19 protein-coding genes and 1 pseudogene are annotated in these 16,556 nt (G+C 64.9%); 14 read left to right on the forward strand and 6 right to left on the reverse strand.

Annotated features, from left to right (window positions below):
• Nucleotides 1-90 precede the first annotated feature (90 nt).
• Complete coding sequence (gene dnaA, locus CF70_RS09930; protein ID WP_035863671.1) at nucleotides 91-1,827, reverse strand: chromosomal replication initiator protein DnaA; 1,737 nt, start codon at nucleotides 1,825-1,827, stop codon at nucleotides 91-93.
• A gap of 1,017 nt (nucleotides 1,828-2,844) precedes the next feature.
• On the opposite strand from dnaA, the gene rpmH reads away from it, so the two are divergent.
• The 6 genes from rpmH (at nucleotide 2,845) to CF70_RS09955 (ending at nucleotide 6,345) form a co-directional block, all read left to right on the forward strand.
• Nucleotides 2,845-2,979, forward strand: a complete 135-nt coding sequence (rpmH, locus tag CF70_RS09935; RefSeq protein WP_017229861.1) for a 50S ribosomal protein L34 — start codon at nucleotides 2,845-2,847, stop codon at nucleotides 2,977-2,979.
• Nucleotides 2,980-3,097: 118 nt separating this feature from the next.
• Nucleotides 3,098-3,559 carry a ribonuclease P protein component gene (rnpA, locus tag CF70_RS09940; protein WP_081862109.1) on the forward strand — a complete coding sequence of 154 codons (462 nt, stop codon included), beginning with the start codon at nucleotides 3,098-3,100 and terminating at the stop codon, nucleotides 3,557-3,559.
• A 13-nt stretch (nucleotides 3,560-3,572) separates the two neighbouring features.
• Entirely contained in the window at nucleotides 3,573-3,860 is a 288-nt protein-coding gene (gene yidD, locus CF70_RS34725) for a membrane protein insertion efficiency factor YidD (RefSeq protein WP_081862110.1), read from the forward strand.
• Between the two features lie 22 nt (nucleotides 3,861-3,882).
• Nucleotides 3,883-5,553 carry a membrane protein insertase YidC gene (yidC, locus tag CF70_RS09945; RefSeq protein WP_035863679.1) on the forward strand — a complete coding sequence of 557 codons (1,671 nt, stop codon included), beginning with the start codon at nucleotides 3,883-3,885 and terminating at the stop codon, nucleotides 5,551-5,553.
• Nucleotides 5,554-5,776: 223 nt separating this feature from the next.
• Nucleotides 5,777-6,013, forward strand: coding sequence for a type II toxin-antitoxin system ParD family antitoxin (locus CF70_RS09950; RefSeq protein ID WP_035863681.1), 237 nt, complete (start codon nucleotides 5,777-5,779; stop codon nucleotides 6,011-6,013).
• Nucleotides 6,010-6,345, forward strand: coding sequence for a type II toxin-antitoxin system RelE/ParE family toxin (locus tag CF70_RS09955; RefSeq protein WP_035863683.1), 336 nt, complete (start codon nucleotides 6,010-6,012; stop codon nucleotides 6,343-6,345). The genes CF70_RS09950 and CF70_RS09955 overlap by 4 nt, the downstream gene beginning before the upstream one ends.
• Before the next feature lie 63 nt (nucleotides 6,346-6,408).
• On the opposite strand, the pseudogene CF70_RS34730 reads toward CF70_RS09955, so the two are convergent.
• The 3 genes and pseudogenes from CF70_RS34730 to CF70_RS09965 all read right to left on the reverse strand — a co-directional run.
• A pseudogene (locus tag CF70_RS34730) lies at nucleotides 6,409-6,573 on the reverse strand (MFS transporter); the annotation flags it as partial.
• Nucleotides 6,574-6,825: 252 nt separating this feature from the next.
• Nucleotides 6,826-7,212 carry a VOC family protein gene (locus tag CF70_RS09960; RefSeq protein ID WP_035863686.1) on the reverse strand — a complete coding sequence of 129 codons (387 nt, stop codon included), beginning with the start codon at nucleotides 7,210-7,212 and terminating at the stop codon, nucleotides 6,826-6,828.
• A 40-nt stretch (nucleotides 7,213-7,252) separates the two neighbouring features.
• Nucleotides 7,253-7,690 (reverse strand): PaaI family thioesterase, encoded by a 438-nt coding sequence (locus CF70_RS09965; RefSeq protein WP_035863688.1) that lies wholly within the window; start codon nucleotides 7,688-7,690, stop codon nucleotides 7,253-7,255.
• 185 nt (nucleotides 7,691-7,875) lie between these two features.
• Here CF70_RS09965 and CF70_RS09970 point away from each other — a divergent pair, with 185 nt between their 5' ends.
• The 3 genes from CF70_RS09970 to CF70_RS09980 all read left to right on the forward strand — a co-directional run bounded on the left by CF70_RS09970 (nucleotide 7,876) and on the right by CF70_RS09980 (nucleotide 11,760).
• Nucleotides 7,876-8,760 carry a CHAD domain-containing protein gene (locus CF70_RS09970; protein ID WP_081862111.1) on the forward strand — a complete coding sequence of 295 codons (885 nt, stop codon included), beginning with the start codon at nucleotides 7,876-7,878 and terminating at the stop codon, nucleotides 8,758-8,760.
• On the forward strand, nucleotides 8,757-10,220 hold the full coding sequence (mnmE, locus tag CF70_RS09975) for a tRNA uridine-5-carboxymethylaminomethyl(34) synthesis GTPase MnmE (protein WP_035863690.1): 1,464 nt from the start codon (nucleotides 8,757-8,759) through the stop codon (nucleotides 10,218-10,220). The genes CF70_RS09970 and mnmE overlap by 4 nt, the downstream gene beginning before the upstream one ends.
• A gap of 229 nt (nucleotides 10,221-10,449) precedes the next feature.
• Nucleotides 10,450-11,760, forward strand: coding sequence for an SGNH/GDSL hydrolase family protein (locus tag CF70_RS09980; RefSeq protein ID WP_035863692.1), 1,311 nt, complete (start codon nucleotides 10,450-10,452; stop codon nucleotides 11,758-11,760).
• Nucleotides 11,761-11,867: 107 nt separating this feature from the next.
• Here CF70_RS09980 and CF70_RS09985 read toward each other — a convergent pair whose 3' ends face one another.
• Nucleotides 11,868-12,557 (reverse strand): phosphatase PAP2 family protein, encoded by a 690-nt coding sequence (locus CF70_RS09985; protein WP_035863694.1) that lies wholly within the window; start codon nucleotides 12,555-12,557, stop codon nucleotides 11,868-11,870.
• A gap of 463 nt (nucleotides 12,558-13,020) precedes the next feature.
• On the opposite strand from CF70_RS09985, the gene CF70_RS09990 reads away from it, so the two are divergent.
• Nucleotides 13,021-13,473, forward strand: a complete 453-nt coding sequence (locus CF70_RS09990) for a PA2169 family four-helix-bundle protein (RefSeq protein ID WP_035863696.1) — start codon at nucleotides 13,021-13,023, stop codon at nucleotides 13,471-13,473.
• A gap of 62 nt (nucleotides 13,474-13,535) precedes the next feature.
• Here the strand turns inward: CF70_RS09990 and CF70_RS09995 are convergent, their stop codons facing one another.
• Nucleotides 13,536-14,213 (reverse strand): methyltransferase family protein, encoded by a 678-nt coding sequence (locus CF70_RS09995; protein ID WP_051648225.1) that lies wholly within the window; start codon nucleotides 14,211-14,213, stop codon nucleotides 13,536-13,538.
• A 218-nt stretch (nucleotides 14,214-14,431) separates the two neighbouring features.
• Between CF70_RS09995 and CF70_RS10000 the strand changes: the two genes are divergently transcribed.
• From CF70_RS10000 to CF70_RS10015, 4 genes are all read left to right on the forward strand, one after another.
• On the forward strand, nucleotides 14,432-14,839 hold the full coding sequence (locus tag CF70_RS10000) for a hypothetical protein (protein ID WP_035863698.1): 408 nt from the start codon (nucleotides 14,432-14,434) through the stop codon (nucleotides 14,837-14,839).
• Nucleotides 14,840-15,113: 274 nt separating this feature from the next.
• A complete protein-coding gene (locus CF70_RS10005) occupies nucleotides 15,114-15,734 on the forward strand; it encodes an OB-fold putative lipoprotein (RefSeq protein ID WP_051648227.1) in 621 nt (206 codons plus the stop codon).
• Nucleotides 15,735-15,787: 53 nt separating this feature from the next.
• A complete protein-coding gene (locus tag CF70_RS10010; protein WP_035863701.1) occupies nucleotides 15,788-15,991 on the forward strand; it encodes a hypothetical protein in 204 nt (67 codons plus the stop codon).
• A gap of 254 nt (nucleotides 15,992-16,245) precedes the next feature.
• A complete protein-coding gene (locus CF70_RS10015; protein ID WP_035863720.1) occupies nucleotides 16,246-16,479 on the forward strand; it encodes a hypothetical protein in 234 nt (77 codons plus the stop codon).
• The last annotated feature ends 77 nt before the right edge of the window (nucleotides 16,480-16,556 follow it).

The raw sequence follows: 16,556 nt of genomic DNA on the forward strand, positions 1-16,556 counted from the left end.
TGATTCATGCGCCGGGCCATGCCCGGCGCGTACCCTACAGTATGCCAGCCCCGCGTGACGGGTCTGGTAAATGCGGTTTCACGCCTCGGGTTACCCCTTGAGCGTCTGTTCCAGCACGTGCAGCTCGTGGTTGAGTTGCGCGTCCTTGCTGCGTTCGTCGGCGATCTTGCGCACCGCGTGCAGCACGGTGGTGTGATCGCGTCCGCCGAACAGCTCGCCGATTTCCGGCAGGCTTTTCTGCGTGAGTTCCTTGGCCAGGTACATCGCAATCTGGCGGGGCCGCGCGATATTGGCGGGCCGCTTCTTGCTGTACATGTCCGCGACCTTGATGTTGTAGAAATCCGCGCAGGTCTTCTGGATGTTCTCGACAGAGATCTGGCGGTTCTGCACCGTCAACAGGTCCTTCAGTGCTTCGCGGGTGACATCGATGGTGATGTCCTTGCCGTGGAAGTTGGAGAAGGCGAGGATCTTGCGCAGCGCGCCTTCCAGCTCGCGCACGTTGGATCGCAGGTGCTTGGCGACGAAGAACGCGACTTCCTCGGGCACGCTGACGTTCTCGGCCGCGGCTTTCTTCATCAGGATCGCTACGCGCATTTCCAGCTCGGGCGGCTCGATGGCGACCGTGAGGCCGGAGTCGAAGCGCGAGATCAGGCGATCGTCGATGCCGCTGATTTCCTTGGGATACGTATCGCTGGTGATGATCACCTGCGCCCGGTTGGCGATCAGGGCCTCGAAGGCGTAGAAGAACTCTTCCTGCGTGCGGTTCTTGCCGGAGAAGAATTGAATATCGTCGATCAGCAGCAGGTCGAGCGAGTGGTAGTAGCGCTTGAACTCGTCAAAGGCTTTTCGCTGGTACGCCTTCACCACATCGGAGACGTATTGCTCGGCGTGGATGTAGCGGATGCGGGCGCGCGGGTTCTCCAGCAACATGAAGTTGCCGATGGCGTGAATCAAGTGGGTCTTGCCCAGGCCTACGCCGCCATACAGATAGAGCGGGTTGTAGGACTTGCCGGGGTTGTTGGCCACCTGGATGGCGGCGGCGCGCGCGAGCTGGTTGGCCTTGCCGGTGACGAAGTTGTCGAAGGTAAGGATGTGGTTCAGGCGCGAGCGCTCGTGCACCGAGTCGTTCTGCTGCTGGCCGCCTTGCTGGTGGCCCGGGTGGCCCTGATTGCCCGGGTGGCCCTGATGTCCCTGATGGCTGCCTTGCTGACCGGGGTTGCCGCCCTGCATGGGTTGCTGCGAAGGCTGCACGCGGTAGGAGCGGGCGCTGGCTTCGGCCGGGTCCAGCTGCGGCACGTCGATATCGACGATCTCGCCACCCATGCCGCCCATGTTGCCCTGGCCTGCATTGCCGGGATAGTTGCCGGGGTAGGGCGCCTGCCCGCCGCGCGGGCCGCCTTGCGGCTGCGCGCCGGCCTGGTTCATGGGGCCATAGCCAGGTGCGCCCTGGCCCGGCTGCATGCCGGGCTGGCCGAAATTCTGCGACAGGGGCTGGCCGGACGGATAGCCGGGACCGGCGTGCGCCGGCGCCATGCCGGGCTGCCCTTGCTGGGGATAGCCGGCAGCGGCCCGGCCCGACGCGGCGGGATCCAGGACAAAGTGAACGCTGACGTTGGCTTCCCAGTATTCGCAGGCGAGCGCGGTGATGCGGCCGGAGAACTGGCTTTTTACCCAGTCGAGCTTGAAGCGGTTGGGCGCGGCGATCCGCAGCGCGTGCGCTTCCTCGTCGAAGCCAACAGGCGCCAACGGCTTGATCCAGGTCTTGAACTGTTGCGGCGTCAGTTCGCGCTCGAGCTGCGCGGCTGCTGCCTGCCAGAAATCTTGCATTGTTTTGTTGTTCGGTTTTCGCCACGGGTACATGGTCAGTCCGGTCAAATGGACAACAGGCAAGGATCGATGAGGCATCCCTGCCGGCAGTCCGTTAACCCCGAAAAGCGACCGCAAAAGCGATCCGCAAATGACCCCGCAGCCCGGGCTCCCTGGTGATCGACGCGACAAGCGGGATCCGCTGACGAGACAGGTGGCGTAACCGCCGCCGCCCGTTGCGCGTCCGTTGTCCGGCATGCCAGGAGTAGTGCCCGGGTTGCGCTTGCGCCACGCAGCCCGTGTGGTGTTTGGACCCGGATTGTACCCCCCGCCCCAAGTTATCCACAAAGGATAAGTCTGTGGATAAGTTGTGAAAAAGCAGTGAATTGTTGTGCACAACCCCAGTTCTGGCGCGGGTTTCCGGGTAGGTAAAACGCAGGAAAAGCCTGACAAAACAGGGACTTCACGCACCCTCGCCGACCCTGGGTGCAACCCCCGCAATAAAAAAACTTACCCACTGGCGATTGTGGACAATGAAATACAACAGGCTGTTGCGTATTTTTCAGGCAGGGGTGCCGCACACGTCTCTAAACCATCCGTAGTCTTGACACACCGCGCGAAACTCAGTTAAATGGCGGGTTCTGCGATGCCGCAGGGGATCACGTATGCGCATCGCCGGGTCTGACCTGTTCCGTGCGAGACTGGTGCGTTACCTCAGCTTTTTACTAAGCTGAAGCGTGCCGGAAATGGCTGGATTGGCCGGAACAGGCAGCGGGCCGAGCAGGCTGACGGGGTCGGAGCGGATGGGTTGATGAAATCCGGTCCGGCGAGATTCCCTCCCACACCTGCTTCGCTGCTTCGCGAGTGTCGATGTCCGATTCGTCGGTGCATTCGATGCGCGAGACACACGGCCGGCAGCAAGATCACCACAGCAGTCGGCAACACCGCAAACCGCGGCAGCCCCATGCGAACCATACGCGGCGGCGCCCGGCTTAACGCCGGAAGCCGGGCGAGCCCAGATCAACCAGAGAGTGCAACATGAAACGTACATACCAACCTTCCGTTACCCGCCGCAAGCGTACCCATGGTTTCCGCGTGCGCATGAAGACCCGTGGCGGCCGTTCCGTCATCAACGCGCGTCGCGCCAAGGGCCGCAAGCGCCTGGCAGTCTAAGGGCCTGGCGACCGGCCACGGTGGCGCTGCAGTTTGCGCCGCCCCGGCCAACCGCCTCGCCTTTTGGACGGCCGGTAGCCTGCCGCCAAGCACAGCTCTTTCGCTAGCTTCGCCCAGCGTGTCTACTTTTGCCTACCCTAAAGCCGCGAGGCTCACAAAGACGGATGAGTTTTCATCCGTTTTTGCTTTGCGCCCGCGCCGCCGCAGCCAGCACTTCGTGCTGTATGTGGGCGAGAACAACCTGCCGCAAGCCCGCCTGGGTGTAGTCGTTGGCAAGAAGTTCGCGGCACGTGCCGCCGAGCGCAACCTGGTGAAGCGCATGGTGCGGGAACTGTTCCGCCTTCGGCAGGACCAACTCGCGGGTCGCGATGTGCTGCTGCGCCTGCAGGCAAAGTTTCCGCGCGCGGAATTTGCCAGCCGCAGCGCGATACGCCGGGCGTGCCTGGCGGAGCTGACCGGCCTGTTCGAGGTGGCGGTCCGTCCGCTTGCCCCGCGCCCTGCTGCCCCTTCCGGGGTGTCGCCGCCGAAGTCCGCCGAGGCTGCGCCCACGGAAGTCCCGCCCTCGGGCGCTCCAGCCTGACCAGCCCGCTGCCATGAAGCGAATCCTGCTTGCCCTGCTGCGTATCTACAAGATCGCCCTGAGCCCGTTTTTTGGCTCGCAGTGCCGCTTCCTGCCTACCTGTTCCGATTACGCCCGCGAAGCGATCCTGTGCCACGGCGCCGGTCGCGGCAGCTGGATGGCCGCTTGCCGGCTGTGCCGCTGTCATCCGTTCACGGAAGGCGGGTATGATCCGGTGCCACCCGCACCGGCAACAAAGCAAGACCGGGCTTCCGCCGCGGCTGGCCACCCGCCAGTCACGATCCGGCTACCCCGCCCCTGATTTCCCCCGACCACAGCGAGACATGGATATCAAACGCACCATACTCTGGGTCATCTTCTCGATGGCCCTCGTGCTGCTCTACGACAACTGGCAGCGCGCCAACGGTCACCAGTCGATGTTCTTCCCGAGCGCGACGCAGCAGGCTCCGGCAACCGCCGGCGGCGCTTCCGCTCCGCAAGGCGACGTGCCCAAGGCCAATGCGACGGCCGGCGCCGCCGCAGGCGCCCCGGTGAGCGCACCGGCAGCCGCGGCCCAGCCGAGCGGCGAGAAGATCGTGGTGAGCACCGACGTGATGCGTGCCCAGATCGACACCGCCGGCGGCATCCTCACGCGCCTGGAACTGCTGAATCACCATGAAAAGGACGGCCAGCCCGTCGTGCTGTTCGAGCGCGACCAGACCCGTACCTACATGGCCCGTTCCGGCCTGATCGGTGGCGACCTGCCCAACCACACCACCGTCTTCACCGCGTCGGCGGGTCCGCGCGACCTGGCCGGCTCGGACAAGGTGGCGGTGACGCTGACGGCGGAGAAGGACGGGGTCAAGCTGGCCAAGACCTATACCTTCCATAAGGGCAGCTACGTTGTCGACACGCAATTTGCCGTGACCAACGACAGCGGCAAGCCGGTCTCGCCGACGCTGTACATGGAACTGACGCGCGACGGCAGCAAGGTCGAGCAGTCGCAGTTCTACAGCACCTTTACCGGCCCGGCGATCTACACCGATACGGACAAGTATCACAAGATCAACTTCGACGACATCACCAAGGGCAAGGCTTCGGTCCCCGCGGCGGGTTCGAGCGGCTGGGTTGCGATGGTGCAGCATTACTTTGCCTCGGCCTGGATCCCGCAAGCCGGCAAGGAGCACAGCTTCTACGTCGAGAAGATCGACAACAACCTGTTCCGCGTGGGCGTGCAGCAGCCGCTGGGCGCGATCGCCCCGGGTGCCACCGTGACCACCGATGCGCGCCTGTTTGCCGGCCCGCAGGAAGAGCGCATGCTCGAGAAGATCACCCCGGGCCTGGAACTGGTGAAGGACTATGGCTGGCTGACCATCCTGGCCAAGCCGCTGTTCTGGCTGCTGGAGAAGCTGCACGGCTTCCTGAACAACTGGGGCTGGTCGATCATCGCGCTGACCGTGCTGATCAAGCTGGTGTTCTTCCCGCTGTCGGCGGCCAGCTACAAGTCCATGGGCAAGATGAAGGACCTGCAGCCCCGCATGACCGCGATGCGTGAACGCCTGAAGGGCGACCCGCAGAAGATGAACCAGGAGATGATGGCGCTGTACCGCACCGAGAAGGTCAACCCGCTCGGCGGCTGCCTGCCCATCGTGATCCAGATCCCGGTGTTCATCGCGCTGTACTGGGTGCTGCTGTCGTCGGTGGAAATGCGCGGCGCGCCGTGGCTGGGCTGGATCCATGACCTGTCGGTGCCGGATCCGTTCTACATCCTGCCGGTGGTGATGGCGGTATCGATGTTCGTGCAGACCAAGCTGAACCCGACCCCGCCGGACCCGGTGCAGGCCAAGGTCATGATGATCATGCCGCTGGTGTTCTCGTTCATGTTCTTCTTCTTCCCGGCCGGCCTGGTGCTGTACTGGGTTGTGAACAACGTCCTGTCGATCGCCCAGCAATGGCAGATCAACCGGATGCTCGGCAAGGGCAAGGCGAAGGCTGCCGCGGTGGCCAAGGGCTGACGTTGAAGCCTGGCCGGCGGGTGGCAAACCCGCGCCGGCCCGGCACATGCACCGAAGAGGCCGCTCAAAGCGTCAATGGCTGCCTCACTGAAATCCCCCGCAAGTTTCGGCTTGCGGGGGATTTTGCTTTTCGGGAGCGTGCTTGGCCAGGTGGCGTTGCCGTGGCAGCAAGACGCCATGCGGAGAGTTTGCCAAATTTTGCCAAACTCGCTAGCATGAACGCATGAGCACAATGAATATCTCTCTGCCTGACACGCTCAAGGCCTTTGTCGATGAGCAGGTCAACCAACGCGGCTACGGCACCAGCAGCGAGTACGTGCGCGAGCTGATCCGCAAGGATCAGGATCGCCAGCACCTTCGCGGCCTACTATTGGCGGGTGCCGCTTCGGCGCCGACCGCGCCGGTGGATAGCGACTACTTCGACGCCCTGCGAGCGCGGGTGCGCAACGCTCGGGGATGAGGGCCAAGCCTGTCGTCCCGAGAGCGCTTGCCAGGTGTGATATCGAGGAAGCGGTCAACTACTATCTGAACGAAGACGCCGCGCAGGCAGCACTTGGATTCATTGACGCGCTGGAGCAGGCCTACGTCCACATTGGCAAGTATCCAGCCGCCGGCTCACCCCGCTACGCACACGAGCTTGATTTTCCGGGCCTACGCACCTGGCCTCTGGCGCGCTACCCGCACATCGTGTTCTACGTTGAGCGCGACGACCACATTGATGTCTGGCGCGTCCTGCATGGCATGCGAGACATCCCCGCCTGGCTGCGTGACAGCGACGAGGTTCCCCGTTAACGCTTGCGCAGGCTCGGCCAGGCGCAAGGTGTAAGCGACTGCCGCGACCATCGGACCGTCTCGTCAATCCAGCGGCTTGCCCGCCGTCTCCCGCACCATCGCCACTCCCGCCAGCGACGCTATCCCGCAGCCGATCACATACAAGGCCGGCGCGTTGCGGTTGCCGGTGAGATCGATCAGCCAGGTCGCAAGAAACTGCGCAAACCCGCCGAACACCAGCACGCCGATGCCGACCGCCTGTCGGACCGCGTCGGGCGCAAGCCCGTCATCCTGTAGCGGAACACTTCGAAACCAGCCAGCTCGGCATCATCGCGCGCCGCAGCGCGATGCGCGGCGCGGCCGCGCAGTGCTTCGTGGATTGCCTGCTGGCTGTGATCCGGCGGCATGCCCGTTCCGCCGCTTCGGCGGAACGTGAGTTGTTTGATTTGCTCAAGCTGTTGTTCTGAACGCCGGCCCCTCACGCAGGCGGCTCGCCCGGGCTCACTCAGGCGCGTGGCAAACCGCCTCGATATTGTGGCCGTCCGGATCCAGCACGAAGGCTCCGTAGTAGTTCGGGTGATAGTGCGGCCGCAAACCCGGCGCGCCGTTGTCTCGCCCGCCGGCCGCCAGCGCCGCCTTGTAGTAGGCATCCACCTCGGCACGCGTGTTCACGCGAAAGGCGATGTGCAGCGGCGGCTGGTTGGGGGTGCCGTTGCTGATCCAGAACTCGGGCTTGTCGGGCGGGCCGAAACCGGCCACGTCGGTGTGGCCGGTCACGCTGGCGGGAAACTCCATATTCTTGATAAAGCCGAGCGAACCCAGCGCTGCGGTGTAGAACGCCCGGCTCCTGGCGAAATCGCTGACTACTACGCCTGTGTGATCGATCATCCTGTCGTTTCTCGCTGGTGGGTTTTCCTGGTTCAGGCGTTCAGGCCAGGTCGAGCACGCTCATGGTGGCGTTGAAGCGGCTGACCAGCACCGCCTCGCCGTGCACGCTGGCGAAGACGTCGGCCTCGACCACAATGATGGTGCGCCCGGATTTCAGCACGTCCGCGCGGCAGGTCAGGCGCTCGGTGCGGGCGGCCCGGAGCAGGTTGATCTTGAACTCGGCCGTGACCACATGACGCCCGGTATCGAGCATGGTGGTGGCGGCAGCTCCCGCGGTGTGGTCGGCCATGGTCGCCTGCACGCCGGCGTGCACGATGCCGCCGTGCTGCAGGTGGCGCGGCGTGACCAGCAACTCGCTCTCGCACCAGCCCGGCCCGCAATCCACCAGGCGTATGCCGATGTCGGTGACAAAGGCGGCCTGGCGAAAGCCGGCCTCGATGGTGTCCCGCAGCAAAAGACGCTCTTGTTCGGTGGACATGCGCTTCTCCTCGCACTGGGCGGTGGTCGGGTACGGCTCGGTCAGGGTGGCCGGATGGCCTTGCCAACACCCATTCCAACCTGAAGCCGGCAGGCTGTCAATGGAGTGCGGCGCAACCGGCACAATCGCCTACACTGAATAGATATGTTCTGAACCTGGCCTCCGCCAGATCTGGTAGATACGCCATGCGTGCCGCCAACCTTCCCATCCAGTTGCACCCGCGCATGCGCGTCATCGATGCTTTCATGGCGCTGGCCGATGCGGGACTGGCTGCCGTTTCCGATCAGCTCGATGCGCTGCACCGGCGCGACCATCCCGACGACGTCCATGCACTGCGGGTGGCGGCGCGGCAGCTTCGCGCCGTCTGCTGGGCATTCGGGCCCGCCCTGCCCAGGCCGGTCCGCGCGCGCTGGAACGATTGCCTGCGCCAGCTGGCGCAGGCGGCGAACGATGTGCGCGACTGGGATGTGTTCATCGCCGAGACCTTGCGGCCCGCGCTGGACAGCCAGCCGGAGGATCCGGTGCTGGCGGCGCTGCACGACACCGCCCTCACGCGCCGCCACTACGCACGCGCGACGATGGTGGCGCAGCTCGCCGAATACCAGCACTGGCCGCTGCCCGTGCTGCACCGCGATCTCACGCACCTGAACCGCGCTGGCCCGCGCGGCGCGGGCGCCGCCGCGCGGGACCACCTGGCGGACTTCGCGCGCCGGCGGGTACGCCGCGGGCGCAAGCGGGTGAGGGCGCTGATGCGCGCCGCCCGCTCGGAGGAACTGGCACGCGTGCACCGCTTCCGGCTTGCCAGCAAGCGGCTGCGCTATGTCATCGAAGCCCTGGAGCCGGTACTGGCCAAACGCTATGCCAGGCGCCTGCATGGCAAGCTGGTGAAGCGGCAGGGCAGGCTGGGCCGCCTGGTCGACGGCGCCGTGGCGCGCCGGCTGATGATGGAGTGCCTGCACGCGCCTGTCGCGCAGGCGCCCGGCGCGGCCGAGACCGCGCTTGCGGCAAGTGCGGCAAGTGCGCCGGGTGCGGCACCCGCGCAGGATCGATCTGCGACAATATCGCCATGACCGCCATCACCTCCTCCCAGCCTCGTTCCGCTTCCGCCGCCAACGCCACTCCCATTGCCGCCATCGCAACCGCGCCCGGACGCGGCGGCATCGGCGTGGTGCGCGTGTCCGGCCCCGATGTGAGCGCGATCGCGCTGGCCGTGTGCGGCCAGGCGCTCAAGCCGCGCCATGCCACCTACCTGCCGTTCCTCGATGCCCACGGCAAGGCGATCGATCACGGCCTGGCGCTGTACTTCCCGGCGCCGCACTCCTACACCGGCGAAGAGGTGCTGGAGCTCCAGGGCCACGGCGGCCCGGTGGTGATGCAGATGCTGCTGGCGCGCTGCCTGGATGCGGGCCGCGGGATTGGCCTGCGCCTGGCCGAGCCCGGCGAGTTCACGCGCCGCGCCTTTCTCAACGACAAGCTCGACCTGGCCCAGGCGGAAGCCGTGGCCGACCTGATCGAAGCCAGCACCGAAGCCGCCGCGCGCTCGGCCGCGCGCTCCATGGAGGGCGTGTTCTCGCAGGCCATCCACGCGCTGGTGGAGCAGGTGATCCACCTGCGCATGCTGGTGGAGGCCACGCTGGATTTCCCTGAGGAAGAGATCGATTTCCTCGAAGCCTCCAACGCGCGCGGCCAGCTGGCCAATATCCGCGAAGCGCTGAGCGGTGTGCTGGCGCAGGCCAGGCAGGGTTCGCTGCTGCGCGAGGGCTTGTCGGTAGTACTGGCGGGGCAGCCCAATGTGGGCAAGTCGTCGCTGCTCAACGCGCTGGCCGGCGCGGAGCTGGCCATCGTCACGCCGATTCCCGGCACCACGCGCGACCGCGTGCGCGAGACCATCCAGATCGAAGGCATCCCGCTGCATATCATCGACACCGCCGGCCTGCGTGAAGACGCCAGCGACGAAGTCGAGCGCATCGGCATCGAACGCACCTGGGAAGCGGTGCGCCGCGCCGATCTGGTGCTGCACCTGGTGGATGCGGCCGACTACGTGGAGCACGGCTTGTCCGAAATCGACGACGCCATCGACGACCGCCTCTCCGGCCACCTGCCGCCGGGCTCGCCGATCCTGCGCGTGGTCAACAAGATCGACCTGGCGCCCACGGTGGGCGAGCGCCACTTCGGCGCCGACCGCCCGCACGTAGTGGCGGCCATCGGCCCGAACCCGGCCGAGGTATGGATCTCGGCGCGTACCGGCGCCGGCATCGACCTGCTGCGCAACCAGCTGCTGCGGCTGGTGGGGTGGCAATCAGGCAACGAAGGGGCTTTCCTCGCGCGCGAGCGGCACCTGACCGCGCTGCGCAATGCGCAATCGCATTTAGACCTGGCCGAGGAGCGCGCGGCGCAAGAGGCGCAGGCGCTGGACCTGTTCGCTGAAGAGCTGCGGCTGGCGCAGGACCATCTGAACAGCATCACCGGCGAATTCAGCAGCGATGACTTGCTGGGGACGATTTTTACGCGGTTCTGTATCGGGAAGTGACGGCGTGCCGCAGGCAAACAGTCCGCCCCGGATGTCTGCCAACATCCGTCAATATCCGTCAATATCCACCTACACGCAGCCACGCATCATAAAGTCTCATCCTGTTGTCGGATGAAGATGGCCCGGCACCAGGCTGGCACTAAGCTCTCTGGGGGAAAGACCAGCCCCTTCCTCTCATGCAACCATCCCCAAAAAACAGGGAGACATGTGATGAAACAGGGAGCAAGGGATGATCTCAAAGCTGGCTGCGTTTTCAATGTTTCTGATTGTTGGACTGGTCTCCGGATGCGGTGGCGGTGGCGGTGGCACCGAAGTAGCAACCAATAGCTCAGGCACAGGGGGAAGCAGCACAACCCCGCCGACACCCGTAGCCACGCCGGTGACTACACCGTCGACGCCACAGACGGAACTACAAACCACCAAGGCGCTGCTCAAGTCGGCCGCCACGGCCGGTGCGGCGCCGAAGACAATGGCTTCGCCGCCGATCATTACGCCGGGAACGGCGAATATGCCGTCGAACATTGCCGGCAGCACGCTCGTACTCCCCGGTAACACTGCCGCGCTACGCTACGTCGGCGCTGTCGTGCAAGCCGGTCCCCTCTATCCGGACGCGGATCTGGTCAAGAATACCGCGGTGAACTACGGGGGGCTGGGACTGGATTCCAACGTCTATTACATCGAATTCGTCACCGATGCGCCGACGTTCGAGATTCTGGTGAAGGGTAATGTCGATGCCTCCGCCCATCGGTTCCTGGTAGACGGGGAGTACGCCTCCACCACGCCAGTCGCCTACCCAGACGATGGAAACCTGTACCTGACCCGGGTCGATTTCCAGGGCAGCAGGAAGTCAAGGCGGATCCGCATCGAGACGCCGAACATGCGCTTCGGGGGCGTGCGCCTTGCACCTGGCGACTCCATTTCCGCGCCGCCCGCGGAACCCAGGGTGCGGGCCGTGGTGCTGGGCGACTCATTTACGGAAGGCATGGCCGCGGTCGGGTATAGCTTTGACAACTACGCGGCCCGGCTCGGATACCTGGCTGGGTGGAAGGACATGTATCAGTCCGGGGTCGGGGCCACGGGCTATCTGGCCGCGCCTTCCCCCAAACTCAAGTTCCGCGACCGGTTGGCAACCGACGTCTTTCCTTTCAATCCGCATGTTCTCGTCGTCGCCGGCGGCATCAATGACACGGGTTCTTCCAAGGCGGAGCTGCAAGCGGAAGCCACCGCCGTGTTCGACGCTGTAGCAAAGAACCTGCCGAACACCGTCGTCTTTGTCATCGGCCCCTGGTCGCCGGGCTTTCCCCGCACTGACCAGCGGGACGCCATCAAGGCGGCAGTCGGCACGCGCGCGAACTTCTATTTCATCGATAACGTGGCGGAACAGTGGCAAACCGGGACAGGCAATGTTGCCAATCCGAAGGGCGACGGAAATGGCGACCAGTACGTCTCCGACGATGGTGCCCATCCCTCGGCCGCTGGTCATGTCTACCTGGCAGGCAAGGTCGCGGCCGCGGTGAAACAGGTGTTGAACACATTCTGACGTCACACGGCCCGCGGCGGGAAGGAAGCGGATAAGCGGATAGCCGCGCAACGCAGCTTTTGGCTCTCCTCCCGCCGCATGGCGTCACTGGGTCAGGTGAACTTCAGTCAGACGAATTTCAGCAACGAGGAGCCCAGCATGAGCAACTCGTCAAAATGGGTCACCAGGCCAAAGCTCAGCAGGAACATGCCCACATGGAACGAACTCTGGTGGCGGCGGGAAAACTGCAGGACCGGGGCCGCTATAAAGTGGCGGCACCGCGTGAGATTCAGCAACAGGCACATTGCCACGCCCAGCGCCGCCCCGCCCAGCACGTCCGTCGGATGATGCAGCCCGACATAGACACGTGACATGCAGATAAACAGGATGGCATACGCCAGCGCAAAGATGCCGATGCGCCAGGACGCGATCAGCACGCCGGCCGCCACGGCGCACCACAGCATCGCATGATCGCTCGGGAAGGCGCTCCAGGTTCGGATCCGGTCTTCCGAGGACACGAGAAAGCGCAACCCCAGTTCAGGGTTCGCAAAGGGACGGATGCGGAAAGGCACCCAGTGCGCCAGGAATCGGCCCAGCGCCAGCACGCAAAGACCGGCAACAATCGTGGTCACGACGATTTCCCGGTCGCGCAGCTTGTCCGGGCCATCGCGGAACCAGACCCACCACAGCAGCGCGATCATCGGCAAGCCGCGGAGCATATAGAACTGGGTCATGGCCAACGCCGCGCGGTCGATAAAAACCGATCGGAAAGCGAACTGATTCAGGAAGTGAATGATGCTGCTATCAAATGCGTTCATCGCGTCCTCGCCACATGCACGAAATAGCAATCGTTAATCGCCTGTTCGGGGGCTTGGCAAGTATAGGAGAGACCCGATTGGCGCAAGTCACGCTTCTGTTTGCCAACGCACAAGATCGCACACTAAAAGGAAGCCAGGCGATTCTGAACCCTCTGCTTGAACAAGGGCATGGTCTTGCACATTTCGCGTTGCGTTTTTGCACGTCCTGTACGGTGCGCGAAGCGCCGTTGTTCTGCACTCCCCAACTTCTATACTAAACGTGTCGGTGGCGCTGTCCGCGCTACCCGCGGCTGCGGGCCGGCCAGCACGGCAGCCGGCCCGCAAGCCATGGCAAGCATGCCGCGCGGCAAAGGCAGGAATCGGGGGCCTGGCTTCTGGACAGGCGGCGGGGCGATGCGTCCCGCGCAGGTGCAGATGTGCGCACGGCTTCATGATCGGCCCGGACCCAGGCAAGGAGAATGTCATGAACAACGCGCAAGTACCTCTCGTCTCCACCCTGAACCACCTGATCGAGGTCGGCAAGGACGGCGAGCTCAGTTGCACGACCGGAGCCCGCGAAGTGCATAACCCCGAAATACGCGCCATCCTGACCGGCACGGCGGAATCCTGCCGCGCCTCGGTGATGGAGTTGCAGGCGCTGGTGACCCAGCTGGGCGCCGAGCCGCGCGACCGCGGCAGCATGGGAGGCACGCTGCATCGCGGCTGGATGGAGGTGCTGCATGTCATCGCGCCGCACAACGACGATGCGGTGCTGCAGCTATGCGAGCGCGACGAGGAAGCCGCCAGGCGGGAATACCAGTCGGCACTGATGAAGGACATGCCGCCCGAGATCCGTGCGGTGGTGCAACGCCAGTACGAGGGTATCCAGTGGCATCACGACCGCATCCATGCCATGCGGGGGATGCAGATCCACTGAGTCACTGATTCACTGATTCACCGATCCCCGGATCTCGCCGAACGGCGGCGGGCGCCGGCCGCTTACCAGACGAACGGGATCAGCCGGTACCGCACCCTGGCCGCGTACGCTGCGTAGCCGGCAAGGCCGCGCAGTAGTTCGCGGTCTTCCATTGCCGTGCGAAAGACGATGCCGCCGGCGAGCACCAGCGATCCCGCCACGCCGTACCAGGACCCAAGCAGCAGGGCGTTGGCCGGCAGGAAAACCAGCATGACGGCATAGAGCGGATGGCGAACCACGGCGTAGGGGCCGGTTGAAACCACGCGATGCCCGCGCTCGGACTGGATCCGGACGACGGCCGCGAGGAAGGTGTTTGCGTGAAACACGCGGTCGATCGCGGGAAACGACAGCACCAGCAGCACGGCGCCCGCGCACTGCAGCCAGAGCGGCATCGCGGACCAGCGGTAGCGCACTGCGTCCAGGCCCATCAGCACCAGCCAGGCGCACCAGGCAACGCCCACCACCGGCAGCAGCAGCTTGTCCCATAGCGGCTGACCCGGTTGAAAGGGCATTTTCATGCGCTCGGCGAGCAGCGCGGGATCGTACCGCGCCAGACGCTGCGTTGCCCAGGCGCCGCCGCCAAAGAACAGGATGAGATACACCCAGCCGGCGGGCCAGGCCAGCGTTCCCGCCGCGCCAAACAACAAGACCGCAAAGAACAGCGCCTCCACGGCGAGCGTGAACCCGACCTTGAATCCCATGTTGGCCTCTTCGTGGATCAGGCAACGGCGCAGGCAATCGAACCGGCCACCGCGTGCCTGTCATGTCTTCACGTTAGCACGCAACTGGCAGGGCGGCGGCGCCAGCCGGATGCGCTCGCCCGGGGCCGGAGCTGGCTGGGCCGCTTGCCCCTCCAATCAATCGCATGCCGGCGCGGCCAACCGCTACAATGGGCCGTTTCAGCGAACGAGCCCCTGCCATGTCCGATCATCCGCGCTTTACCCTCAATCGCTCGCTCGTCATCCTGGTGCCGCAGCAGCCCTTCTTCGAGTGGATCATGGCCGTGGATACCGATCCGGTGGCCACTCTCACCCTTGAGCATGTGCGCGAGGACCAGAGTGTGTTCCTGGTCCCGGATGATGTCGCGACTTCACCGGAAGCGCTGTTGTGGGTGGAACAGCGCTGGCGCGCCTTCTTCGAATTCATGCTGGGCGAGTGGTTCGACGAAAGCCTGTGGCCCGAAACGCTGACGCTGCAACAGTTTCGCGACTGGTTTACCGTGCAGCACCACTCGATGGTGTTCGACATGGCACCCGACGTCCCGGTCGAGCATGAGGACTGGGAAGACGAGGACGACGGCGAAGCCGGGCTGCGCCACTTGCACTGATCCCCTACGCCAAACCCGCGAGCCCCGCGGAAGTCATCATTGAGTCACACCGCGGGTTGGAAGCGCATGCCCTCCGGCAACCCGGCGCGCCCCCTCCTCAGGCTGTGGACAAGTCTGTGGAGAAGACCGAACAACCCTGTGGGCAAAGCTGTGGGCAACTTTTCCGGCGCCCCCGCCGCAACACCTGGATTGACGGCGCAAAGCGTTGCCACAGGCGGGCTGGCGGGTACCCCGGCCAAGTAGCCACGCAGCGCCGGAATGTCGATGCACAAACATGCGCCTGGCAGCGCGACGGCCCATTTTTATCGCAGGAAACCCCGTTTTGAACCGTACCCAGCAAATCCTTATCGCCATTGTTGCGTTGGCCGTGCTTGCCATGTTGTGGCTCACCGGCAACCATGAAGAACAACAGGTGGAGCCGGCCGCCGAGCCGGTGGCACAGGCATCCCCCGCGTCCGAACCCAACAGCGGCGCGCGCGGCGTGCCCAAGAACGGTACGCTGGACCCGATCAGCATTGACCCGAAGCGCACCACCGACATCCTGCCGCAATACCAGGCGGACACGCTGGTCGATGACTACCAGGAGAACGCTGGCGCGGCCGACGACCGCTACCGCGGCAAGTATTTCATCGTGGAAGGCGTGGCCAGCGGCGTGCGGCGCGAGGCGAACGACTCGGTATTCCTCGATATCCGCTCCAACAGCCCCGCCCTTGTGGTACGCGCCAAGCTCTTGCCGATACAGATCTGCGGCCCCGCCGGGCGCACCTGCGAGGTGGAAGCGCGCGGCACCATGGTGCGGCGCGGACAGAAAGTGGCCGTGGAGTGCACCGGCGCCGGCCAGGTGGATGGCTCGCCCGTGCTCGAAGGCTGCCTTGTGCGCGGCGGCGCAAACTGAGCGCGAGCACTGACTTATCCCTTTTTGCCGCAGCCTCCGGATCGATACTTCGCATGCAAACCCTGCTTTCCGTACTCGCCCTGACCATCCTGATCGTCACCGTGGTGGGCCTGGTGTCCCCGTCCTTTATCAGCAACGCCTTCCTCAAGGGCCGTCCGGTGGGACGATTGCAGATCCTGCTGGTGGGTGTCTTCCTTGCGGCCATCTGCCTGATGGTGGTGGGGACGATGGCTAGCGGCGGTCCGGCAAAGACCTGAAGCGCCGGACGAAGGCGCCGGGCGAGTCAAGACCCGGCACCGTCTGGACACCGTCTGGAATGACAACCGTCTGACAACCGTCGCAAACAGTGCCGCCGACGCCCCTCCGGGGCCTTGTAGGACGCGTCCCACAACAGGATCGGCGCGCCGTCGATAATGCGGAGCCCTGGCGCTGTATATCTTTCCATCACGATACGAACAAACGCCAGCGCCGGAGCCTGAAGTTCGCTTCAGTGCCGGCGGCGCCGAATATCATGATGGAAAGTCGCCTCCCGGGCAGTAGCACCGCGCCGCAAGCCCAGGCATTCGCCAACATCCTCGCCGTGACACGCCGCGCGTGGCAGGTCGCCGGGCAGGGGCACGTTGCCACCGGCCAGCCGGATTCCCGACCCCGCCAGCGCCGCCGCGCCCCGTTCGCGCAGCGCGCTGCCCGTGCCTTCGAGGCGCAGGTGATGGCGCTGCGCTGCCGCCAGGCGTTTGTTGCCTGAGGCCGCCTGACGGCGCCCGGACAAGCTGGCAGCGGATCGAACCGACAGTCTCCAGGGGAAGTCCCCTTCCTGGCCCC

It is taken from the genome of Cupriavidus sp. SK-3, assembly GCF_000611145.1.
Lineage (GTDB): Bacteria > Pseudomonadota > Gammaproteobacteria > Burkholderiales > Burkholderiaceae > Cupriavidus.